17 protein-coding genes are annotated in these 19,558 nt (G+C 57.8%); 9 read left to right on the plus strand and 8 right to left on the minus strand.

Features of this window, described 5'->3' with window-relative positions:
- The first annotated feature begins 1 nt into the window (after position 1).
- Positions 2-793: an ABC transporter permease gene (locus tag KXG62_RS14690; protein WP_218092733.1), complete on the plus strand. Its 792-nt coding sequence runs from the start codon at positions 2-4 to the stop codon at positions 791-793.
- Positions 794-981: 188 nt separating this feature from the next.
- On the opposite strand, the gene KXG62_RS14695 is transcribed toward KXG62_RS14690, so the two are convergent.
- Positions 982-1,923: an aldo/keto reductase family protein gene (locus tag KXG62_RS14695; protein WP_218092734.1), complete on the minus strand. Its 942-nt coding sequence runs from the start codon at positions 1,921-1,923 to the stop codon at positions 982-984.
- 231 nt (positions 1,924-2,154) lie between these two features.
- Between KXG62_RS14695 and KXG62_RS14700 the strand changes: the two genes are divergently transcribed.
- Positions 2,155-3,600, plus strand: coding sequence for a PAS domain-containing sensor histidine kinase (locus KXG62_RS14700; protein WP_218092735.1), 1,446 nt, complete (start codon positions 2,155-2,157; stop codon positions 3,598-3,600).
- Between the two features lie 22 nt (positions 3,601-3,622).
- Here the strand turns inward: KXG62_RS14700 and KXG62_RS14705 are convergent, their stop codons facing one another.
- The 3 genes from KXG62_RS14705 to KXG62_RS14715 all read right to left on the minus strand — a co-directional run bounded on the left by KXG62_RS14705 (position 3,623) and on the right by KXG62_RS14715 (position 7,615).
- On the minus strand, positions 3,623-3,901 hold the full coding sequence (locus KXG62_RS14705) for a YkgJ family cysteine cluster protein (protein ID WP_218092736.1): 279 nt from the start codon (positions 3,899-3,901) through the stop codon (positions 3,623-3,625).
- Between the two features lie 183 nt (positions 3,902-4,084).
- Positions 4,085-5,803 (minus strand): ABC transporter ATP-binding protein, encoded by a 1,719-nt coding sequence (locus KXG62_RS14710; protein ID WP_218092737.1) that lies wholly within the window; start codon positions 5,801-5,803, stop codon positions 4,085-4,087.
- A gap of 21 nt (positions 5,804-5,824) precedes the next feature.
- Positions 5,825-7,615 (minus strand): ABC transporter ATP-binding protein, encoded by a 1,791-nt coding sequence (locus KXG62_RS14715; RefSeq protein WP_218092738.1) that lies wholly within the window; start codon positions 7,613-7,615, stop codon positions 5,825-5,827.
- A 314-nt stretch (positions 7,616-7,929) separates the two neighbouring features.
- Between KXG62_RS14715 and KXG62_RS14720 the strand changes: the two genes are divergently transcribed.
- Together KXG62_RS14720 and KXG62_RS14725 are read left to right on the plus strand one after the other, a co-directional pair.
- Positions 7,930-8,115, plus strand: coding sequence for a hypothetical protein (locus tag KXG62_RS14720; RefSeq protein ID WP_218092739.1), 186 nt, complete (start codon positions 7,930-7,932; stop codon positions 8,113-8,115).
- 172 nt (positions 8,116-8,287) lie between these two features.
- Positions 8,288-10,282: a Na+/H+ antiporter gene (locus tag KXG62_RS14725; protein ID WP_218092740.1), complete on the plus strand. Its 1,995-nt coding sequence runs from the start codon at positions 8,288-8,290 to the stop codon at positions 10,280-10,282.
- A gap of 107 nt (positions 10,283-10,389) precedes the next feature.
- On the opposite strand, the gene KXG62_RS14730 is transcribed toward KXG62_RS14725, so the two are convergent.
- Together KXG62_RS14730 and KXG62_RS14735 are read right to left on the minus strand one after the other, a co-directional pair.
- Positions 10,390-11,121 carry an HNH endonuclease gene (locus KXG62_RS14730; protein WP_218092741.1) on the minus strand — a complete coding sequence of 244 codons (732 nt, stop codon included), beginning with the start codon at positions 11,119-11,121 and terminating at the stop codon, positions 10,390-10,392.
- Positions 11,122-11,326: 205 nt separating this feature from the next.
- Positions 11,327-12,163 carry a phytanoyl-CoA dioxygenase family protein gene (locus tag KXG62_RS14735; protein WP_218092742.1) on the minus strand — a complete coding sequence of 279 codons (837 nt, stop codon included), beginning with the start codon at positions 12,161-12,163 and terminating at the stop codon, positions 11,327-11,329.
- 139 nt (positions 12,164-12,302) lie between these two features.
- Between KXG62_RS14735 and KXG62_RS14740 the strand changes: the two genes are divergently transcribed.
- On the plus strand, positions 12,303-13,193 hold the full coding sequence (locus KXG62_RS14740) for a helix-turn-helix transcriptional regulator (RefSeq protein WP_218092743.1): 891 nt from the start codon (positions 12,303-12,305) through the stop codon (positions 13,191-13,193).
- 270 nt (positions 13,194-13,463) lie between these two features.
- Here the strand turns inward: KXG62_RS14740 and KXG62_RS14745 are convergent, their stop codons facing one another.
- Positions 13,464-14,681: a glycosyltransferase family 2 protein gene (locus KXG62_RS14745; RefSeq protein ID WP_218092744.1), complete on the minus strand. Its 1,218-nt coding sequence runs from the start codon at positions 14,679-14,681 to the stop codon at positions 13,464-13,466.
- A 165-nt stretch (positions 14,682-14,846) separates the two neighbouring features.
- Between KXG62_RS14745 and yyaC the strand changes: the two genes are divergently transcribed.
- The 3 genes from yyaC to KXG62_RS14760 all read left to right on the plus strand — a co-directional run bounded on the left by yyaC (position 14,847) and on the right by KXG62_RS14760 (position 18,007).
- Positions 14,847-15,425, plus strand: coding sequence for a spore protease YyaC (yyaC, locus tag KXG62_RS14750; RefSeq protein ID WP_218092745.1), 579 nt, complete (start codon positions 14,847-14,849; stop codon positions 15,423-15,425).
- Between the two features lie 32 nt (positions 15,426-15,457).
- Positions 15,458-17,362, plus strand: a complete 1,905-nt coding sequence (locus tag KXG62_RS14755; protein WP_425517344.1) for an ABC transporter ATP-binding protein — start codon at positions 15,458-15,460, stop codon at positions 17,360-17,362.
- A 357-nt stretch (positions 17,363-17,719) separates the two neighbouring features.
- Entirely contained in the window at positions 17,720-18,007 is a 288-nt protein-coding gene (locus KXG62_RS14760) for a hypothetical protein (protein ID WP_218092746.1), read from the plus strand.
- A gap of 141 nt (positions 18,008-18,148) precedes the next feature.
- Here KXG62_RS14760 and KXG62_RS14765 read toward each other — a convergent pair whose 3' ends face one another.
- Positions 18,149-18,916 (minus strand): sulfite exporter TauE/SafE family protein, encoded by a 768-nt coding sequence (locus KXG62_RS14765; protein ID WP_218092747.1) that lies wholly within the window; start codon positions 18,914-18,916, stop codon positions 18,149-18,151.
- A 200-nt stretch (positions 18,917-19,116) separates the two neighbouring features.
- Here KXG62_RS14765 and KXG62_RS14770 point away from each other — a divergent pair, with 200 nt between their 5' ends.
- Positions 19,117-19,503 (plus strand): VOC family protein, encoded by a 387-nt coding sequence (locus KXG62_RS14770; protein ID WP_218092748.1) that lies wholly within the window; start codon positions 19,117-19,119, stop codon positions 19,501-19,503.
- Positions 19,504-19,558 lie beyond the last annotated feature (55 nt).

Below are 19,558 nucleotides of genomic sequence, written 5' to 3' on the forward strand. Positions count from 1 at the left end.
CATGAGTTCGTCAAAGCATACGATTCGCAACCGCGTCTCGTTCATGGAGCAGCAAATTCCGGCTTACGCCCCCATCCTCGGCATTCTGGGTATTCTGATCGTCTGGGAGGTCGCCTGCCGGCTCGAAATCGTGCCGCCGCTGTTTCTTCCGGCGCCATCACTCATCTTGTCGGCGGGGTGGGAGATGCTCAGCAGCGGTGAGCTGCACCAGAACATCTTGGCAAGCTTGTACCGGATCGCGGTCGGATATGCGATCGGCGCCGTGTGCGGCATTGTTTTCGGACTGATTCTCGGCTTCTCCCGCTGGGTGGACGCCATTTTGTCGCCGATCGTCTATTCGATTTATCCGATCCCGAAGATCGCCCTGCTGCCGCTCATCATCTTATGGCTTGGCATCGGGGAAACGCCGAAATTTACGATGATTGCGCTGGGCGTCTTTTTCCCGGTCGTCATCAATACGTTTTCCGGCGTTAAGAACGTCGATCCGATCTGGATCAAAGCGGCCGTCACGTTCGGCTCGAGTCATTTCAGCGTCATCCGTAAAGTCATTTTGCCTGGAGCGCTGCCGATGATTTTTGCCGGCTTGAAGCTGGCCGCGGGCACTTCGCTGCTTCTCCTTGTCGCAGCGGAGATGATCGCCGCGCAGCAAGGGGTCGGGTCGATGATTCTCCATTACGGGAACTTGATGATCACGACGAAGCTGATGGTTGGCGTGTTGATCTTGTCGATCCTGGGCCTGCTGTTTAACCGGGGGCTCGGATGGCTGGAGCGGAAGCTGCTGCCTTGGAAATAAACGTAATAAGCAAAGGCACGCCTCGCAGGGAAGTTCCCTCGGCGCGTGCCTTTTTTGCGTGGCCGCTTCGCCGCGGCAAATGAAATGGAGCCCCTCGCACCGCTATAGAAGCGGCGGGAAGGGCTCGTTCATGCTGCCGCATACGGCATCATAGCTTGCGTCTAATAGGGAGCATCCCTTGTTAGCTGTTAGCTTTGCAGGATATCCTCGATCGCATTCAGCACGTCGCCGGACAGCTTCAGGCCGACCGCGCCGCAGTTTTCCACAACTTGCTCCGGACGGCTTGCCCCGACGAGCGCGCTGGCGACGTTATCCTGCCGGAGAATCCAGGCGATCGCGAGCTGGGACAGCTTGACGCCGAGCTCGTCTGCGATGGCGGACAGCCGCTCGACCTGTTGCAGCGACTTCTCATTCAGCCGCTTCTCGTCCCAATTTTTGCTGGCGGCGCGGCTGTCCTGCGGGATCGGCTGGCCGAGGCGGTATTTGCCGGTAAGCAGCCCTTGCGCGAGCGGCGAGAAGACGACCTGGCCGAAGCCTTTTGCCTTGCCGACAGGGATGATTTCCTTCTCTATGTAACGGTTGAACATGTTGTATACCGGCTGATTGACGATGATCTTATCGAGCAGCAGCTTGTCGGCGATAGCGTACGCTTCCACGATTTGCGCCGGCGTCCATTCGCTCACCCCGATGTACAGCACCTTGCCCTGAGTGACGAGATCGTCGAGCGCGCGCATCGTTTCTTCGAGCGGCGTCTCCGGATCGTAGCGATGGCAGTAGTAAATATCGATATAATCGGCGCCGAGCCGTTTCAGGCTGGCGTCGCATTGCTCCATGATGTGCTTGCGCGACAGACCGCGGTCATTGGGGCCGTCGCCCATTTTATTGAATACTTTCGTAGCCAGCACGTACGATTCCCGGGGGTACGAAGCCAGCGCCTTGCCCATGACCTTCTCCGCTTCGCCTCTTTCGTACATATTGGCCGTGTCAAAGAAATTGACGCCGAGCGCATAGGCTTGTTCAATCGATCGGACGGCATGGTCTTCGGCTACGTAGCCGCCGTAAGTCAGCCAGCTGCCCAAGCTGATTTCGCTGACTTTGAGTCCGCTGTTTCCGAGCTTTCGATACTGCATGTGGACGCCTCCCTGAATTATCGATTTTCATTCCACTCTCCATTATAAAAACAATCCGATGCAATGGGAAGCGATGAGCCGAAGTTTATTTAGGAGGACTAAGTATTAATAAAAATTAATATAAAAAAATTGCAGTTTTGTGCTGTGTCATGGAGGGAATGCGCGCTGCGCGGTGAACTACTAAAACTATGAAGCAGCTATAAAAAAATAACAACCAGACGGTGAAGACGAATGGACTTCCAATTAACCAGAGACGAGACCATCGGATTGTTGAAAACGAAGCGACTGATGGATTCCTTCATGAACCTGACATCGGATAGCATTGTCGTCGTCAATGTGGACGGAACGGTATTGGATGTGAACAGGAAATTTGAAGAGCTGCATGGCTGGACCAAGGATGAAGTCATCGGCAAAGTGCTGCCCATGACGCCCGAACATCAGAAGGAGGAAGTGTTCCGGCTCTACAAGCGCATCGCGGCGGGTGAACCTTATGCGGGCGTGGAAACGATCAAATTGAAGAACGGCGGGACTACCTTTTATGCAAGCGTGACCATTTCTCCGATTCAGGACGAGCAGGGGAATGTGGTGGCGTTTGTTGGCGTGGAACGGGATATTACGGACCGCAAACGGGCCGAGCTGCGGCTGATGGAGCGGGAGAGACAATTCCGGCGCGTGCTGAAGCTGTCGCCGGAGGCGATCGTGCTGCACCGGGACGGCATTATCCATTTCGTGAACGACGCGGGTTACAAGCTGCTGGGCGGAAACTGCGCCGAAGATATTATGGGAAGGCTGCTGACAGATTTTTTCGATCCCGCCGATATTCCAGTGCTGATGGATCGTTTCAACCATATTGTCCAGTCGGACGAATGCTCGGAGTTTTTGGAAATCAAGATGAAACGCATCGACGATACCATGCTGGATGTCGAGGTGTCGTCGATCTATGTCCATAAACAGATGGGTTTTCCGCTCATTCAAACGGTCATTCGCGACATGACCGAGCGAAAAAAAGAGGAGGAATGGGTGCGAAGATCGGAGAAGCTGTCCATCATCGGCCAACTGGCTGCGGGCGTAGCGCATGAAATTCGTAACCCGTTGACTGCGCTGAAAGGGTTTATTCAGCTGCTGCAGGCGAAAAATACGCCTTACACGGAAATTATGCTGGAAGAGCTCGATCGGATCAATTCGATCGTCAATGAATTCATGACGATCGCGAAGCCGCAGGCCTTAACGTATACAGCCTGCGACCTGAAGCCGCTGCTGGAGAGCGTGATCCAGTTCATGCAGCCGCAGGCGCTGCTCTGCAATGTCGATATCCGGCTTGAAACTGAAGGGGCTGTACGGCCCATTTCGTGCGAACCGAACCAGATCAAGCAAGTGCTCATCAATCTTGTCAAAAATGCGATCGAAGCGATGTTCAGCGGAGGCGTCGTTACTGTGACGCTTGACGGTACAGACGAGGAGTGGGCGGTCGTCCGGATCACCGATGAGGGCGAAGGCATTCCCGAAGACAAGCTCCCTCAATTGGGCGAGCCGTTCTTTTCTACGAAAAGCATGGGAACCGGGCTGGGCTTGATGGTATGCCAGCGCATTGTGGAGGCGCATAAAGGGACGTTATCGATCGCCAGCATGGTTGGGCAAGGCACGACGGTGACGATCGTGCTGCCATACCACCGCTGACGCGTCATGGCCGCCTGTGGACCTATTGTCGCGGCCTGCTGCATGGGGAGGGGGCGGTCGCCTGCTCGAGTGCGGAGAGGGCCGCGAACGCTTCCTCGTTCGATGCTCCGCACATGTCGGCCGACGGAGCGAGGCTGCCGCACACCGCCGGGCGCTCGGGCTTGCCGAACAAGCCGCATCGGCCTTCCGCGGTCAGTTGAATGCAAGGGACGCCGGCCGGCTTGCCTTCCGGCATGCCGGGGATGGGCGAAGAGATGGAGATGACAATACAGCAAGCGGCACAACCGATTCGGCAATCCATGAATATTGTCCTCCTTGTGAGTGGTATGGCGCGTTGTTGGATCGGCTGCGTGCCGATCCGCACAAGCAGCCGCTTGATTTACATTATACCAGCGCTTCGCGCTCCCCGCACCGCAGGCAAAGGGGCGATTCCGGGCAAAGCCTCGTCAGGCCGTGCCGGGAGTCGCCCCTTCGGTCATTGTGTTCAGGAAGCTTCCGCAACGGAAGCGACCAGTCGCTTGTAGATATCGCCGGTTGCCATCAATTCCTCGTGGGTTCCCTGCTCTGCCAGACGCCCTTGATCCATGACGAGAATATGATCGGCATTACGGATCGTGGACAGCCGATGCGCAATAATGATCGTGGTGCGGCCCTTCCGAATCTGGTCCAGCTCCTCCTGCATGCGCCGTTCCGTCTCCATATCCAGCGCCGACGTCGCTTCGTCGAGCAGCAATATTTCCGGGTCGCCGACGATCGCCCGCGCGATGGCGAGCCGCTGGCGCTGACCGCCCGACAGCGTATAGCCGCGTTCTCCGATGATCGTTTCGTACCCTTGCTCCAGCGACTCGATGAAATCGTGGATTTGGGCGATCCGGCACGCTTCGATCAGCTGCTCCTCGGTAATATGCTCCCGTCCGAGCAGCAGGTTGCTGCGGATCGTATCCGGCAGCAGGAACGGCTCCTGGAACACGACGGAAATGCGGCTCATCCAATCGTCGAGGCGAATTTCGTTCAACGTCTTGCCATTGACCCGGATCGCGCCTTGCGTAGGCTCGAAGAAGCGGAGCAGCAGCTGCGCAATGGTCGACTTGCCGCCGCCGCTCGTGCCGACGATGGCGATTTTGCGGCCCGTCTCCAGCACGAGACTGAGACGGTTCAGCACGCTGCGGCTTTCCTCCGAATAAGCGAAGGACACTTGATCGAAACGGATGCTGCGGACTGCGCCCGTCAGTTTCTTCGTTCCGGCAGGCGTCTGCTCCTGCTCGAACAGCCCCTTCACCCGGTCGACATAGGCCATGCGGCCGGATAAGTTCATGAAGAAATTAAACACGTTCTGGAAGCTCGAGAACAGCTGGTTCGAATATTGGTACACGACGACGAACATCCCCAGCGTTGCGCTGCCTTGAATGACCTCGTAGCCGCCGATCACGAGGACACCGAGCCTGCCGATCCATTGGATGCTGTTGCTGAGCAGCAGCTGCGTGTTCGACATTTTGCCGTTCTCCATGACTTTATCGAAGAAAGCGGCGAAGGCGCTGCGGAAATTTTTCTCTTCCCATGCCATCCGGTTGTACGCAATGACTTCGCGGGTGGAGGCGATGCCTTCCTCGATCTTGACGAGCAGATCGCCGCGCTTCTCCTGCATTTCCCGCGTCTGCCTGCGCATGATCGGGCCGAAATAACGGCCGAGCCCGATATAGAAGACGCTGAAGACGACGACGAGAATGAGGATCATCGGGCTGGCCCAGGCGATGATGCCGATCAGGAACAACGTCGCGGCCACCTGCTGCACGCCCTTGGCCAAGTCGCGGGATAAGAAATCGGCGACCTGCTGGATGTCGCTCGTGAAGTACTGCACCCACTTGGCTGTGCGCTGGTTTTGGATTTCCGCTACCGGCTTGCGCTGAATGACAGCCATCAGGCTGCTGCCCATGCGGCGGTGCAGCGTCAGCTGATTGAGACGCGTCAAGTAGTTGCCCCACCAGTTCAGGCCGTAGCTGACCAGACTCGTGGAGGCAAGGTAGAGGAGCACCCAGGTGAGCTGTCCGTACTGCTTGCCGATCAGCACGTCGTCGATCAAAAACTTTTGTGAGCCTTGGGCCATAATTTGTACGAGCTGCTGCAGTGCAAGCACGCCGACCCCGAGCAAAATCATGCCCCGGGTCTGATAAAGATAACCCCATATCCATTTGAATGTATTCATCGGCCGCTCCTTTCTCCGTTGTTATCCGCCGGTCATCATTCGGCCTTCCAGCTCATACAGCCATCCTCTGCCGCCAAGCAGCTCCAGATAGGTGCCTTCCTCGGCTGCGATGCCGTCCTTGACCACCACGATGCGGTCGTAGTGCCGCACGGTGGAGATCCGGTGCGCGACGGTGACGGTCGTGCGCCCCTGCATCAAGTTGTCGAGCGCCTTCAGCACTTCGATTTCGCTTACGTTGTCCAGGGCGGACGTCGCTTCGTCGAGCAAAATGATTTTCGGATTTTTTATGAACATCCGCGCAATCGAGAGGCGCTGCCGCTGGCCGCCGGACAGCTTCACGCCGCGTTCGCCGACGAGCGTATCGTAGCCGTCCTTCAGCTTCATGATGAATTCGTGGGCATTGGCCGCCTTGGCTGCTTCGATGACCTGCTCCTCGGTAGCGTCGGGATAACCGAAACGGATGTTTTCGCGAATGGAAGCGCCGAACAAATACGTTTCCTGAAATACATAGCCAATGCTGTCCCGAATTTGCGATAGCGGCAGCTGCTTAAGCGGCACGCCGTCCAGCGCCACCTCGCCGTCGCACGGATCGTAAAACCGGCCGATCAGCTTGAGAATCGTCGATTTGCCGTTGCCGCTCGGTCCGACCAGGGCAACCCGTTCCCCGGCGCGGACGCGAAGCTCGAAGCCTTGCAAGATGTCGCTGCTGCCGTAGCCGAAGCGGACGTTGCGGAAGCTGAGCTCTCCGCGGACTTTGCGCAGCGGGACCGGCGATGCCGGCTCCTTCACATCGGGCTCCAGCTCCATAAATTCCTTGATTTTCTCGCCTTGATGCAGCAGCAGGCTTTGATCGACGAGAATCGATACGATCTGGGCCGATTGCTGATTCATCATTTGATAATACATGACGAACGCGACAAATTCGCCGACCGTCAGCGAACCCATTCGGTTCAGGTAGGCGCCGTACGTGAACATGACCAGCATGCCTGCGAGCGAGGACAGCTGCCTGGCGATGACGCGAACGCTGCGGTAGGCGTACTGCTTTTTCTGGCTGACGTTGAAATGCTCGTGCTTCGCTTCATACCGCTCCAAGTCCCACGCTTCCCGCTGGTGGGCTCTCATTTCCGTAAGACCCGAGATGCTCTCGTATATTTTCCGGTTCCATTCCGTCCGCCGGTCCTTGCTCACTTTTCCCCAGTACGAAGATTTCTTCGTGAAGTACGGTCCGATCAAGTAGTAGAGGAAGACGCAAGGGACGCTCACCAGAAACAGCTTCGCATTCGTGTGGACGACGAAGCCGAGCGCGACGAACATCATCAGTCCGTTGTTGACGAGGCTGGGAAAATGCTTCTGGTATATCCCCTGCACCGAAGAGACGTCCGTATTGAGCAGCGACAGCGTCTCGCCGACGCCGTGCTTTTCGTAATAAGAGAAGCCGAGCCGTCGGAGCTGCTTCATGCACGCATACTGCAGGTCGCGGGACGCCTTCTCGCGGACGAGCCGGGAGAGCAGGTTATTGGCGGCCATCGCGCCGAACATGCAGATCAGCACGCCGATCAGCACGAGAACGATAAAGCGGAACTTCTCCAAATCTTTGGCTGTAATGATATGATCGATAATATACTGCAGTACGCGAAAAATGCCCATCTGCGACAAGGAGATGACGAGGCCGAACACGATAAACAGCGTCATCTGCCAGGCGTACGGCTTCATGAACGAAAGCAGCCAGGCATAGACGCCGAAATAGTGCCACCGGCTTTTTTTCGATTCCGTCTCATCGGTCCAATCGCGATCCCGATCGTCTTGTTCCAATCCCATTCCCTCTTTCTGTCTTTCTGTCAATGTCTTCCCCCATTATCCATGTCTTTCCTTGTACTGTCCAACCGGTAAATGGCAAAAAATAACCCGTTACGGCCCGTATGAAGTCGTTTACATAATGTTTCGGTTGCTTTTTATGTGAAACCCGATTATTTCGCATTCGAAATCGATTTCATCTCCTTGCAGCGCATTCGGAACGTGCAGAGGGGGGCATTTGAACCGAATTTATGCAACTTGGAGCTTTGTCCATGACCGCTCTCGTTCTTCTGTCATATCGTATTACTATAGAAGGATAGGAGGTGGCGAATATGGATAAATTTTTGACCTACTTGGGCGGAGTTCTCGGCGGCTACGCGTTGATTGAAACTCCGGTTGCCGACACGATTTTGTCCAGCTTGGATCCGGTCCTCGATTTGCTAGGCGTGCTCTCGATGATTGTATTCTCCGGAGCTTTCGTAGTCCACGGCGTTCGTACCATGTGGATGAATAAATAATGGCGCTTAAGGTGAATGGCCTCCGTCCGTCTCTGCGGGGGCTGTTTGCCGTTGGCGGGCGCGGTTCGGCCGTCCGGAAGGAAGGCCGGCTTTTTTTTGCATTTTTGGATATGCTAACGAATCATGGTGCCGTTTGACCCGGAAATATCCGTATAAGGAGCTGGATCGCTGTATGGAGCTGCTCATCATGGTGCTGGTGCTGCTCGTGCTTATCGCCCTTTCCAATGTCATTCAACGTTTCGTGCCGTTCATTCCCGTGCCGCTGATCCAGATTGCGCTCGGCGTCATGGCGGCGTATTGGCCCGGCCTGCACCACGTGCCGTTGAATCCCGAGCTGTTCCTTGTGCTGTTCATTGCGCCGCTGCTGTTCAATGACGGGAAAATGACGCCGCGCGAGGAACTGTGGAAGCTGCGGGCTTATATTTTGCTGTTGGCACTGGGACTTGTGTTCACCACTGTACTGATCGCCGGGCCGTTCATTCACTGGCTGATTCCCGCCATCCCGTTGTCGGCGGCCTTCGCACTCGCGGCGATTTTGTCGCCGACTGATGCGGTAGCCGTAGGCTCGCTATCGGGGCGGGTGAAGCTGCCCGGCAAAATCATGCATTTGCTGGAAGGCGAGGCGCTGATGAACGACGCTTCCGGTCTGGTCGCCTTCAACTTTGCCATCGCCGCGACGGTGACCGGTTATTTTTCGCTGCCCAAAGCGGTCGGCAGCTTCGTGGTGATCGCCGTCGGGGGGATTGTGATCGGAGCGCTGCTCGGCTTCGCCGTCATTTGGCTCAGAGTCTTTCTACGCCGGCTCGGGATTGAAGATGTGACCCTGCATATGCTCATTATCATCGTTACGCCGTTCGTCATCTACCTGGCGGCGGAAGAATGCCATGTATCGGGCATTCTCGCGGTCGTCGCGGCCGGTGTCGTTCACGCGATCGAGCGGGACCGGATGGAGGAGTCGGCGTCGCTTCGTCTGAGGATCGTCTCCGACAGCACCTGGTCGGTCATCTTGTTTTCTTTGAACGGTCTCGTGTTCATTCTGCTCGGCCTGGAAATCCCGGGCGTCGTGACGACGATATGGGAAGATCCTTCGTACCGGAACGGACAGGTGATCGGGTACATCGTGATCATTACGCTCGTGCTCATGCTGCTGCGCTTTGGCTGGGTGTGGGTCACTGACCGGCAGGTGCGTTCGGCGCTGCTGACGGCACTGTCCGGCGTGCGCGGCGCCTTGACGCTGTCGGCGGCGTTCTCGATCCCGATCGTGATCTCAGGCGGCAGCCCGTTTCCCGAACGGAGCCTGATCTTGTTCATTTGCGCTGGCGTCATCCTGCTCACGCTCGTATCGGCGAGCGTCTTTCTTCCCATTCTTACGCGCCGTCCGGAGGAGGCTGGGGCTCGCGCCCATCGGAAGAAAGATGAGCGCTTGGCGCGCGTCCGGGTACTGGAGGCCGGACTGCGCACTGTCCGCGAAGAGACGAACGACGAGAACAAGCGAGAGGCGCTGGAGCTGATCTCGAACTATACCCGGCGCCTGCAGCACACGAAGCTGGAAGGACAATCGAATATTGCGGAAGCTTGGCGGGCGGCGGTCGCGATTCGGCTGGATGCCTTGCAGGCGGAACGTGAAGTGGCGGAGAGGTGGCTGGACGAGGAACGAATCACGCCCGCGTTCGCGGAACGGTACTTAACGTCGCTGAACCGGATGGAGCTGATCTTGACGAACCGGTTCAAGCTCAAGCTGCTGCTGATTGTGGCTTGGTCGGCGGTAAGCCGGCTCTTCAAGGGGCGGTTGGTCAATGAAGGCTTCTTGACGCCGTCGCATCCGGATTGGAGTACATACAAAGCGCTGAAGCTGGAAGCGATCGACGCGGCCATTCGGCGCATCAAGCAGAAGGAAATGGAGGATCATCGGGGGACGGCGCTGGCCGTTATCGCCGATTACCGGGAGATGGAGCTTGACCTGCAAAGCGACAGGCATTGGAGCATGTCGAAGATCAAGCCCGGCGTGAAGCGCAGAGAGCTGGAGCTGAAAGCGATCCAATCGGAGCGCAACGAAATTCAGCACATGTACGAAGAAGGGGACATCGACCGCAATCTTGCGGGCAAGCTTCGGCTGGATGTCAATTACCGGGAGTCGAGCGTGTTCGAAAGTCAAAAGAAATTATAAGCAGAGGCGTAACGGACGTAACCGCCGGGACAGGCAGCCCAATACACCGGCGTTGCCGCCCCCATAGCCTGCTTGTACAAGTGCGGGTACGGGTGGCCGCTCAAGCGCTACGGCTCGGATACGATGAAATCTTCCAGATTGCGGTCGGCCTTGCTCTGGTTGCACTCGTTGCAGGCGCAGACGCAGTTGACGGGCGTCGTATGACCGCCCTTGGCACGCGGAAGGAGATGATCGATCGTGTCGCCGTATTCCCCGCAATAATGACACGTATGCTGATCCCGGGTCAGAATGTAATTGCGGAACGAACGATTCGTGTAGATGCGCCGGATTATGTGCCGATTGACGACGACGGCGGCATGCTCGCGGACGAGCGTGACCGCGGTTTCCAGATCGGTTTCCTGCTGCCAGCGGCGGCCCTTGTCCGTCTTGCCGCGCATGCGGAGGATGCCTTCCCGGTTCGGCCGCAGAATCGACTCGCTCGGGCCTTCCGGTCTCGGCGGCGGTACCGGCAGCGGCCGCCGTATGCGGCGCTTCGGCGGGGGCGTGTCTGCATGCAGCGGCTCGGTATCGCCGCTCTCCGCAGCCTCCCGCGAATGGGAAGACACGGACAAGCTGTGGTCCGGGTCGAGTGAGTCTTCCTCGCCCGCAGAGGGCGCCGGCTGTTTCCGCAGCTTGCGGCAAGCCCGGCACGCGCCGCGGCGGGACGATTTGCCGGAACGGCGCCCGGTGCGGCGCAAAAATTCGGCAAGCAGCTTCTGCTCCTTACAGTGAGCGCATTGCTTATATTGCGGTACTTGTTCTGCCGGTTGCGGCTCCTGCGCGGCATGCTGCTGCTCCAATCGGTTCACCTCATTCGTTATCGGTCCATATTCTGTATTGTACCTCAAATCGTTCGCGCAATCATCCTGTAAAGGTGCCCAGCTCCTCAGCTGCGGCAGGGAACCGGTTAATCCATGCAAACAAGAGCTTGAAGCCGCGTCCCGCTGCCGGGGTTCATCGGTTCAAGCTCTTGGTTATGCTGCTGCGAATTCCACTCAGGGAAGGTTACCCTCTGCCGAAGACGACGGGAAAGTGCTCGCCGGCGAGTATTTCGCCTGGCTTGACTTCGACGTAGTCATGCATCACGTGCTTGGAAGTCGGCTCGTAGCGGGTATGGCCCGGCATATAGTGTACGGCGATCGCGCGGCGCTTCAGCTGCGAACGGTTGTGCGGGCTGCCGTGCCATGTCATGCAGTGATGGTATCCGACCTGGCCTTTCTTGATTTCGAACGGAACGGCCTCGACGACGGCGCCTTCCGGCAGCAGCTCCGGCTGCTTGTGGTACGGCTTGAAGTCCGGCGTGCTCGCCAAATATTTTTGGTGGTTGCCCCATTTGTGGCTGCCGGGAACCATCCACATGCATCCGTTCTCGATCACGGCGTCGTCCAGCGCAACCCAGGCGCTGACGAGCTCAGCCGGCTGAATGATCGGCCATAGCGGATGATCCTGATGCCATCCTGTCGGTCCGCCGGATACCGGAGGTTTGTATTGGATCTGATCGTGCCAGATGCGGACGGTGTCCGTATTGCACAACTGGGCGATCTCCTCGGTCAGTCGCGGATGGGAGGCATGCTTGAAGAATGCGTCGCTGGCCATCCAGATGTTGACGATTTGCACGACCTTTTCATTGACGCTCATTTTCATATTATCGTACAAGGAGCCTTCGCTCTTGCTATCTCCGTCTTTCAGGTTGCGGTTCAGCACGGGCCGCTTCACCGACTTGCCTTCCATGACCAGATCCAGCTCGTCGCGAAGCGATTCCACTTCTTCGTCGCTCAAGATCACATCGCCTTTTAAAAAACCGTTCTTTTCGAATTCTTCCAGCTGCGCAGCACTTAACATGCCGTTGCACCCCTTTTCTCGGATGTTATAATGAATTGAATTGCTTATGGACTTATCTTACCGGACGAGAGCAACGGAGTATTTAGAATAATTCAAACGGTTTGTTGCGATTTTTCGAGATTTCGAAGGGGATATCGGAGTGAATATCGGACATTTGTATGACATCCGGCCGGCCGTCCATTTTGCCGCGCGCGCATCGGCCGGGGCGGGGAACGCATGGGGGCCCCGGCGCATTCCGGATTGCCAGTTGTTTTATGTAATCGCGGGCGAGGCCACGCTGCAGCTGGGGCCGGATCAGTTCAAAATCAAGGCGGGCGAGTGCGCGTTTTACGGGCCGGACAGCCCGCATATATTGAAGACGGACGCGCCGACGCAGTACTACAGCCTGCATTTCGGCTGGGATGAGCCGACTCCCGTGCCGCTGCATCCGGCGTACGGCATACGGAACGTTCCGGACAGTGAGCTGGCGCGGCTGCCCGAGCCGGTCCACTTGACGGTGGACGGCTACGGCGAGCTGACGCTACCGCATCATATGGCGATCGGCGGCATGGAGCCGGTCATGAGCTCCATTGTCAGCGAGTACCAGGCGCCGCAGCCGCAGCCGCTGCTGCTGCGGGCGCGAATGATGGAGCTGCTCTCCTCCATCGTCGGCCAGTTGGTGAACCGGGAAGCGACTATGCATGTCAGCAAAATCGAAGCGGCGCTTCGCGCGATGCGGGAGCATCCCGGCAATGCCTGGTCGGTTGCGGAGCTGGCGCAGCTGTGCGGCTACCACCCGAGCTATTTTACGAAGCTGTTCTATCAGGAAGTGAAGACGAATCCGAAGCAATACCTCATTGCGGAGCGGATCCGGCAGGCGAAGCAGTCGCTGCTGCGCGGAGAGAAGCTGGATGAAATCGCGAACCGGCTCGGCTATACGAGCATCCATTATTTCAGCAGCAATTTCAAGAAGGAAACGGGCTTGAGTCCGAGCGAATACCGGCAGCAGGGGAGAGCGGACAGCGGAACCTTGGGGACGCAGCCGGACTGACGGGGAACGGCAAAAAAAGCAGGCGTACAGCCTGCTTGCGCAAAGGGCATGGAGAAGCGCGAATCTCTCGTCTGCCGGTCTTTTGTCAGGTTAGGCCTGCGTGCGTGCAGTGATACACAATGACCAATGCGAAAGTGAGCAGCATGCTGGTCACAGCATACTTCATTTGTCTGAAGGTAAGGTTCATATGCCTGTTCACCTCTCCTATCGTGGATCTGGTTTTATTGTAAAGCAAACCGGGCCGGCGCAGTGTTAAGAAACGATGAAGGTTCAGTCGTCCGGCTTGGTCATTCGCTTCAGTTCCTTTAAGGAGTAGAACGTACCCCGCCAATAAATGCCGCGCTGCCGGAGCGTCAGCCAGGTGGAGCGGATCACGGTGTAGCCAAGCAGACAAACCGTGAGCGGGAAGGCGATGATTTCCGGTCCAACGGGTCCGGTAATTGAACGCGCGAGGAGCACGTAGACGACGAGCATCAGCGCAATATCGAGGCCGAACACGAGAGCGGGCCAGCCCTGCACGGCGAACAGGCCGATGAACGGAAACAGGAACATCGCCAGCAGCCCGAGCACCCCAAGCGCCGCCACAGGCAGCCGGTAGCCGAAGCCGGAGAACAAGTTTTTCTCCAGCCCGCGGACCGCTTCGGACAGGCTGCGGTACCATTCGATCGCGATATGCCGGGAGCCGAGTGCGAGTCGTTGGCGCAGTCTCGCCGCCTTGACCAGCCGCCCGAGATGCAGGTCGTCGTCTGGGCGCAGCGCGAACGCCCGGTGCGTGCCGATTCGCTCGTAAGCGTGCCGGGTCAGCAGGTTGAACGCGCCGATCCCCATGCCGCGGCGATGCTGGACATCGTCATTCGCCCGCCACGGCCGAATATATAAGCTGAACGTGAAGAAGAAAAAGTAAACGAACGCGCGCAGCCAAAAGCCGTTTACTCGCATTTGCGGCGCCAGCGTCAAGTGGTCCGTCTGCTCATCGCGCATGTACCGGACGGCATCGGCAATGGTGTTCGGCTCGAACAGCACATCCGCGTCGGTGAACAGCAGGTAGGAGCCGCGAGCTTGCAAGTAGCCTTGGTACAGGGCGTGGTTTTTGCCGAGCCAGCCGGACGGCAGCGCCGTAATGTGGATGACCCGCAGCGGCACGTCGATTGAACTCCGGCCTTCCGACCAGCGGCGAAGCTCGTCCAGCTTGCGTCCCGTGGCGTCCTGCGACCGGTCGTTGACGGCGATAATTTCCAGGCGCGGATACGTTTGGCTCAGCAGATGCTTGACTGTCTCCGTGATTGAAGCTTCTTCTTCCTTGGCGGCTACGATGACGGAGACGAGCGGCGTCTCGGTGCCGGCGGCCGGCCGTTCGCGGTCGGCGCGAGAGGCGGAGCCGCCCGGCGGATGCAGTGTCAGCATCCATTTGCGCGACTGCAGCGTATCCCACAGCATGAACAGCCAATAGACAAGTGCGGCCAGCGACCATACGGCCATGATAAGCATTGCAGCGGTACCGCCTTTCGTCTCGCAAGATGTCGGTTTCCAAGATAGATTTTTTAAAAATTATAGCATGGGCGAGAAGGCGGCAACAAATGTTGCGCGATGGAAGCGCTCGCAGTATGCTACTTAATGAAGGGACATACGGAGAAGAAGGAGGAGAAAACGACCATGCCGGATCATTCGGTTCCGCCGCTGTATCGCAAAAAAATTAAAGCAGCCGAGCTGCCCGATTTTCTCCTTCACATCAAGAATGAAGGGGTCACTTCCGCCGATCTGCTGTTTCTGTGCATCGGCACAGACCGTTCTTCGGGAGATGCGCTCGGCCCGCTGATCGGCACGATGCTGACAGAAGCGGGTTACCCGGACGTGGTCGGCACGCTGGCCTATCCGTTCGATGCGAGCAATATGCGGGAGCGTCTTGCACAGGAGCTGCCGTCCGGCAAAAAAGTGCTTGCCATCGATGCTTGTCTCGGCCAGGCGTCGTCGCTTGCGTGGTATCAAGTATCCAACCGCCCGATTGAGCCGGGCAAGTCGGTCGGCAAGCAGCTTCCGATGGTCGGGGATTATTCGATAGCCGGCATCGTCAATGTGGATACGGGGCAAAAGTATGCGATCTTGCAAAGCACATCGCTGTATCGGGTCATGACGATGGCGGGCGAAATCGTTGCGGCGATCCGCAGCGTATTTCCGCCAGGGCAGGAACATGGCGGGGCGGCGGCTGACGGCCGCGGCATCGGACCGCGCTAGCTGCGCCGCCGCTTAAATGGGGAGGAATCGCAATGAGAGACATGCGCTGGGGAGAAGGCGGTGGAGGAGGAGGCAGATCCTCCCTGCAGAACAGGGGAAGAGCGACACTCAAGGACGTCTCGCTTTCCCGGATTTACGGCTTGTTCAAGGGATACCGCTGGCAGCTCGCGGCGATTCTGGTGCTGGCGCTTGTCGGATCGGCCATCGGCTTGGTCCCGCCGCTCATCATGAAGGACATTATCGACAAAGCGCTGCCAAGCGGCGATACGAAGCAGCTGTTGCACCTCGTGCTGCTCATGGTGCTGCTGCCGCTCGCGAGCGGACTGCTCGGCGTATGGCAAAACCATGAGAATACGAAGGTCGGGCAGGGCGTCATGCGCGACTTGCGCCAGTCGCTGTATGCCAACTTGCAGCGCCAGTCGATGAGCTTTTTTACCGACGCGAAGTCGGGAGAGATTGTACAGCGCCTGACCGGCGATGTGCAGGCGGTGCAGAGCGTCGTCACGTCGGTCGTCGTCTCCGCCGTAACCCAATCGGTGGTCGTGCTGACGACCGTCGTCATTTTGTTCGCGCTCGATTGGCGGCTGGCGATTCTCGCAACGGTCATTTTGCCGCTCTTTATTTTGCCGGTGCGTAAAGTATCGGAGATGCGCAAGCGGCTGCGCGGCGAGACGCAGCGGGTACGCGGCGAAATGTCCGGACAGCTTGGCGAAATTTTCGGCGTGTCCGGCGCACTGCTGACGCGGATCTTTCAGCAGGAGCCGTCCCAGCAGAAGCAGTTCACCGCACTGAACCAGAAGGTGATGGATCTGGAGCTGCGCCTTAACCTGGTAGGACGCTGGTATATGATGGTGCTCGGCCTGCTCGGGCCGCTCGGTACGGCGATCATCTACTTGTACGGCGGATACAACGTGATCCACGGCTCGATGACGATCGGTGCGATCGTCGCCTTCACCGCCTATCTCGGCCGGCTGTACGGACCGGTCAGCACGCTGCTGAACCTGCACGTGGAGCTGGGTACGGCGCTGGGCGTGTTTCAGCGGCTGTTCGAGTATTCCGACATGGAGCCGGAAGTGGCGAACCGCAAAGACGCCGCCGTGCTGCCGGAGTCCAAGGGACATGTCGCGTTCCGGCACGTGCACTACAACTACGAGCCGGGGCAGCTCGCCTTGCGGGACGTCACCTTCGAGGCGAATCCCGGGGAGGTGGTCGCCATCGTCGGGCCGAGCGGCGCCGGCAAATCGACGCTGATCGGCATGCTGGCGCGGTTGTACGATCCGACGGAAGGCGAGGTGCAGGTGGACGGCCACGACGTGAAGGGGGTAACGCTGGAGAGTCTGCGCAAGCAGGTGGCCTTCGTCACCCAGGAGTCGTTCATGTTCCATGCGAGCGTCCGCGATAACTTGCTGTTCGCCCGTCAGGACGCGTCGCAGGAGGAGATTGAGGACGCGTGCCGCAAGGCTTATATTCACGATGTGATCGCAGCCCTGCCCGAGGGCTACGATACGACCGTCGGCGAGCGCGGTCACCGGTTGTCGGGCGGCGAGCGGCAGCGCCTCGCGATCGCGCGGGCGATTCTGAAGGACCCGCGCATCCTGATTCTCGACGAGGCGACCTCGCATCTGGACTCGGCTTCGGAAGCGTTCGTGCAGGCGGCGCTCGACGAGCTGATGCGGGGGCGGACGACGCTCGTCATCGCGCACCGGCTGTCAACGATTCGTACGGCCAGCCGCATCGTTGTGCTGGAAAACGGCCGAGTTGCCGAAACCGGTTGTCACGAAGAATTGTTGGCCAAGGAAGGGCTGTATGCGCATCTGTACCACACGCAGTTTGCCGAGTCGGAGCAAGGGGACGGTGAGGCGGCAACGGCGGCCGAATCCTACGACCGCCAGGCCGGGAAGCAGCGGCGGTCCGGCATGCGGCGCGAGGGCAGGTAAGCGGGTACAGGAAAGGGAAGGAACGGGTAAGAGAGCGATGTCCGGCTGCCGGAAGGCGGAGGGCATCGCTCTTTTTTGCTTCGCAAACCCTCAGGCCTGGCTGCTTTGTAGGATAACGGCCATGTTGTTTAAAGAGTGAAAGAGAGGGGAGAAGCGACTTCATGAGGAAAAACCAATTGATATTTGGGCAAACCACACTAATTTTGCTTCAAATGAGTGAAAGCCGCCCAGATGATGGGTTTCGATAAGGACCGGGCTGCAGAGTATAGAAATGCTCACATATTGATGTTCGTCCGCATATATAATGAATATTACCTTTTTAAGGATTCATGGGACAGCGGGAAAGGAGAGGCTGGAGTGAAACCGGTACTTCATATCAATATGGCGGACGAGGGCGGTAAAGTATACTGTTGCCTTCGGAATCGTGTCGTGCTTTTGAACGAAGCGCAGAAGTCCCAATATTGCGGCGGCTGCGGTATGTTTGCGGGATATGTCGGGGACACCGGCGTTAAGTGCCAGTGGGCGGACGTACGGCTGGTGAGCGATCCGCATGTGGTGGCCGATCCGGCTGCCGAGTTCGCCAGCAACCAGATCAAGCCGGTGCCTGCCGATTATTTGAGCACATACAGTGCGCTGGAGCCGTAACCTTGTGAACGGCAGCGTCATTCGTTTGTTTTTGCAAAGGCGCAAAAAAGAGCACGTACCGTATGAAGCGGGTCCCCGGTCAAAATGATGGCGGGAAACCGGCTGATGCGGTTCGGTGCTCTTTATGGGTTCCTTCTGCGTTTATCCGTGGAATACATCCCACAGCTGTTTGCCGATCAAGAGCGTCGTCACGCCGATGAACAGCGGTTTGACATATTTCGAGCCTTGGCGGATGGCGACCTGGGAGCCGACGATCGCCCCGGCGATCATCGCCAGGCCCATCGGGAGCCCATAGCCGATGTGGACCGATTTAAAGTAGAAGAACGAGCCCAGACTCGCGACATTGCTCGCGAAGTTGAGCACCTTGGCGTTGGCCGACGCGCCGACGAAGTCGTAACCGAGCAGCAAAAACAGAAACAGCAAAAAGGAGCCGGTGCCGGGACCGAAAAAACCGTCGTAATAGCCCAGCGCCAAGGCGCAGAAGCCGATGGCGGCGATGCGGGCCGGCGTGAGCGGGAGCGGTTCGCCGGCCCCGTTCCAGTTCTTTTTGAACAGCGTGTAGATCAAAATAACGACGAGCATGCCTACTACGATCGGGCGCAAAAAGGAAGAAGGCAGCAAATGCACGGTATATGTGCCGAGCGCCGAGCCTGCAAATGAAAGCGGGAACAGAGCGAGCACGAGCTTTCCGTTAATTTTGCCTGACGATAAAAAAGATATCGTACTCGTTAAGGACGACAGTGTGCCTCCGAGTTTGTTGGTGCCGAGCGCCATGCTTGGCGGCAGGCCGGTCATCATCAGCGCGGGCAGCGCGATGATCCCTCCTCCGCCGACGACCGAGTCGACGAATGCGGCGACAAAGCCGATGGCGATCAAAAATAACAATATATCCAATGAGGGCAGTTCCATGGCGCAATTCTCCTCTGAAGTCAGACTGCTTGTCCGGGAAAGCAACAGATCAAGTATAAAGAAATCGGCAAGGTTCGACAATCCCAAAGTTCGCCTTCCAGCGGTTCCCTTCCCTTCCGATTGCAATCGGGACGGGCCCATGGTATGTTCAAGGAAGAGTCGCCGTTTGACAATAAAAGGATGAAGGGTGTGGAGAAGGCATGATACATAAATTGGAGCATATCGGCGTGATGGTGAACGATATGGACGCTTCCGTCAAGTTTTACACCGAGGTGATCGGCTTGCAGCTCGTGAACCGGGCTAAGCTGGATGACGGCGTGGAGCTCGGATTTTTGTCTTTCCCGGGTTCGTCCGACATTGAGCTGGAACTGATCGGCCGGGGCTCGGACGGGTTGTCCGACAGCGGCAAGGTGCATCATATCGCCTTCACTGTAAGCGATATCGAAGCGGAAGTGGAGCGGCTCAAAGGTCTGGGCGTGCGCATGATGGATCAGGCGCCTCGCGTCATTTTAAACGGCGTCAAGATCGCTTTCTTTTACGGACCGGACGGGGAGCGCCTCGAGTTTTTCCAACCTGCTGCGAAATAGCACGGAGGTTCGTCGCCGCGTATGTACTCAGTGCGTATGAATCTTAGGAACACGA

It is taken from the genome of Paenibacillus solanacearum (assembly GCF_910593845.1).
GTDB lineage: Bacteria > Bacillota > Bacilli > Paenibacillales > NBRC-103111 > Paenibacillus_G > Paenibacillus_G solanacearum.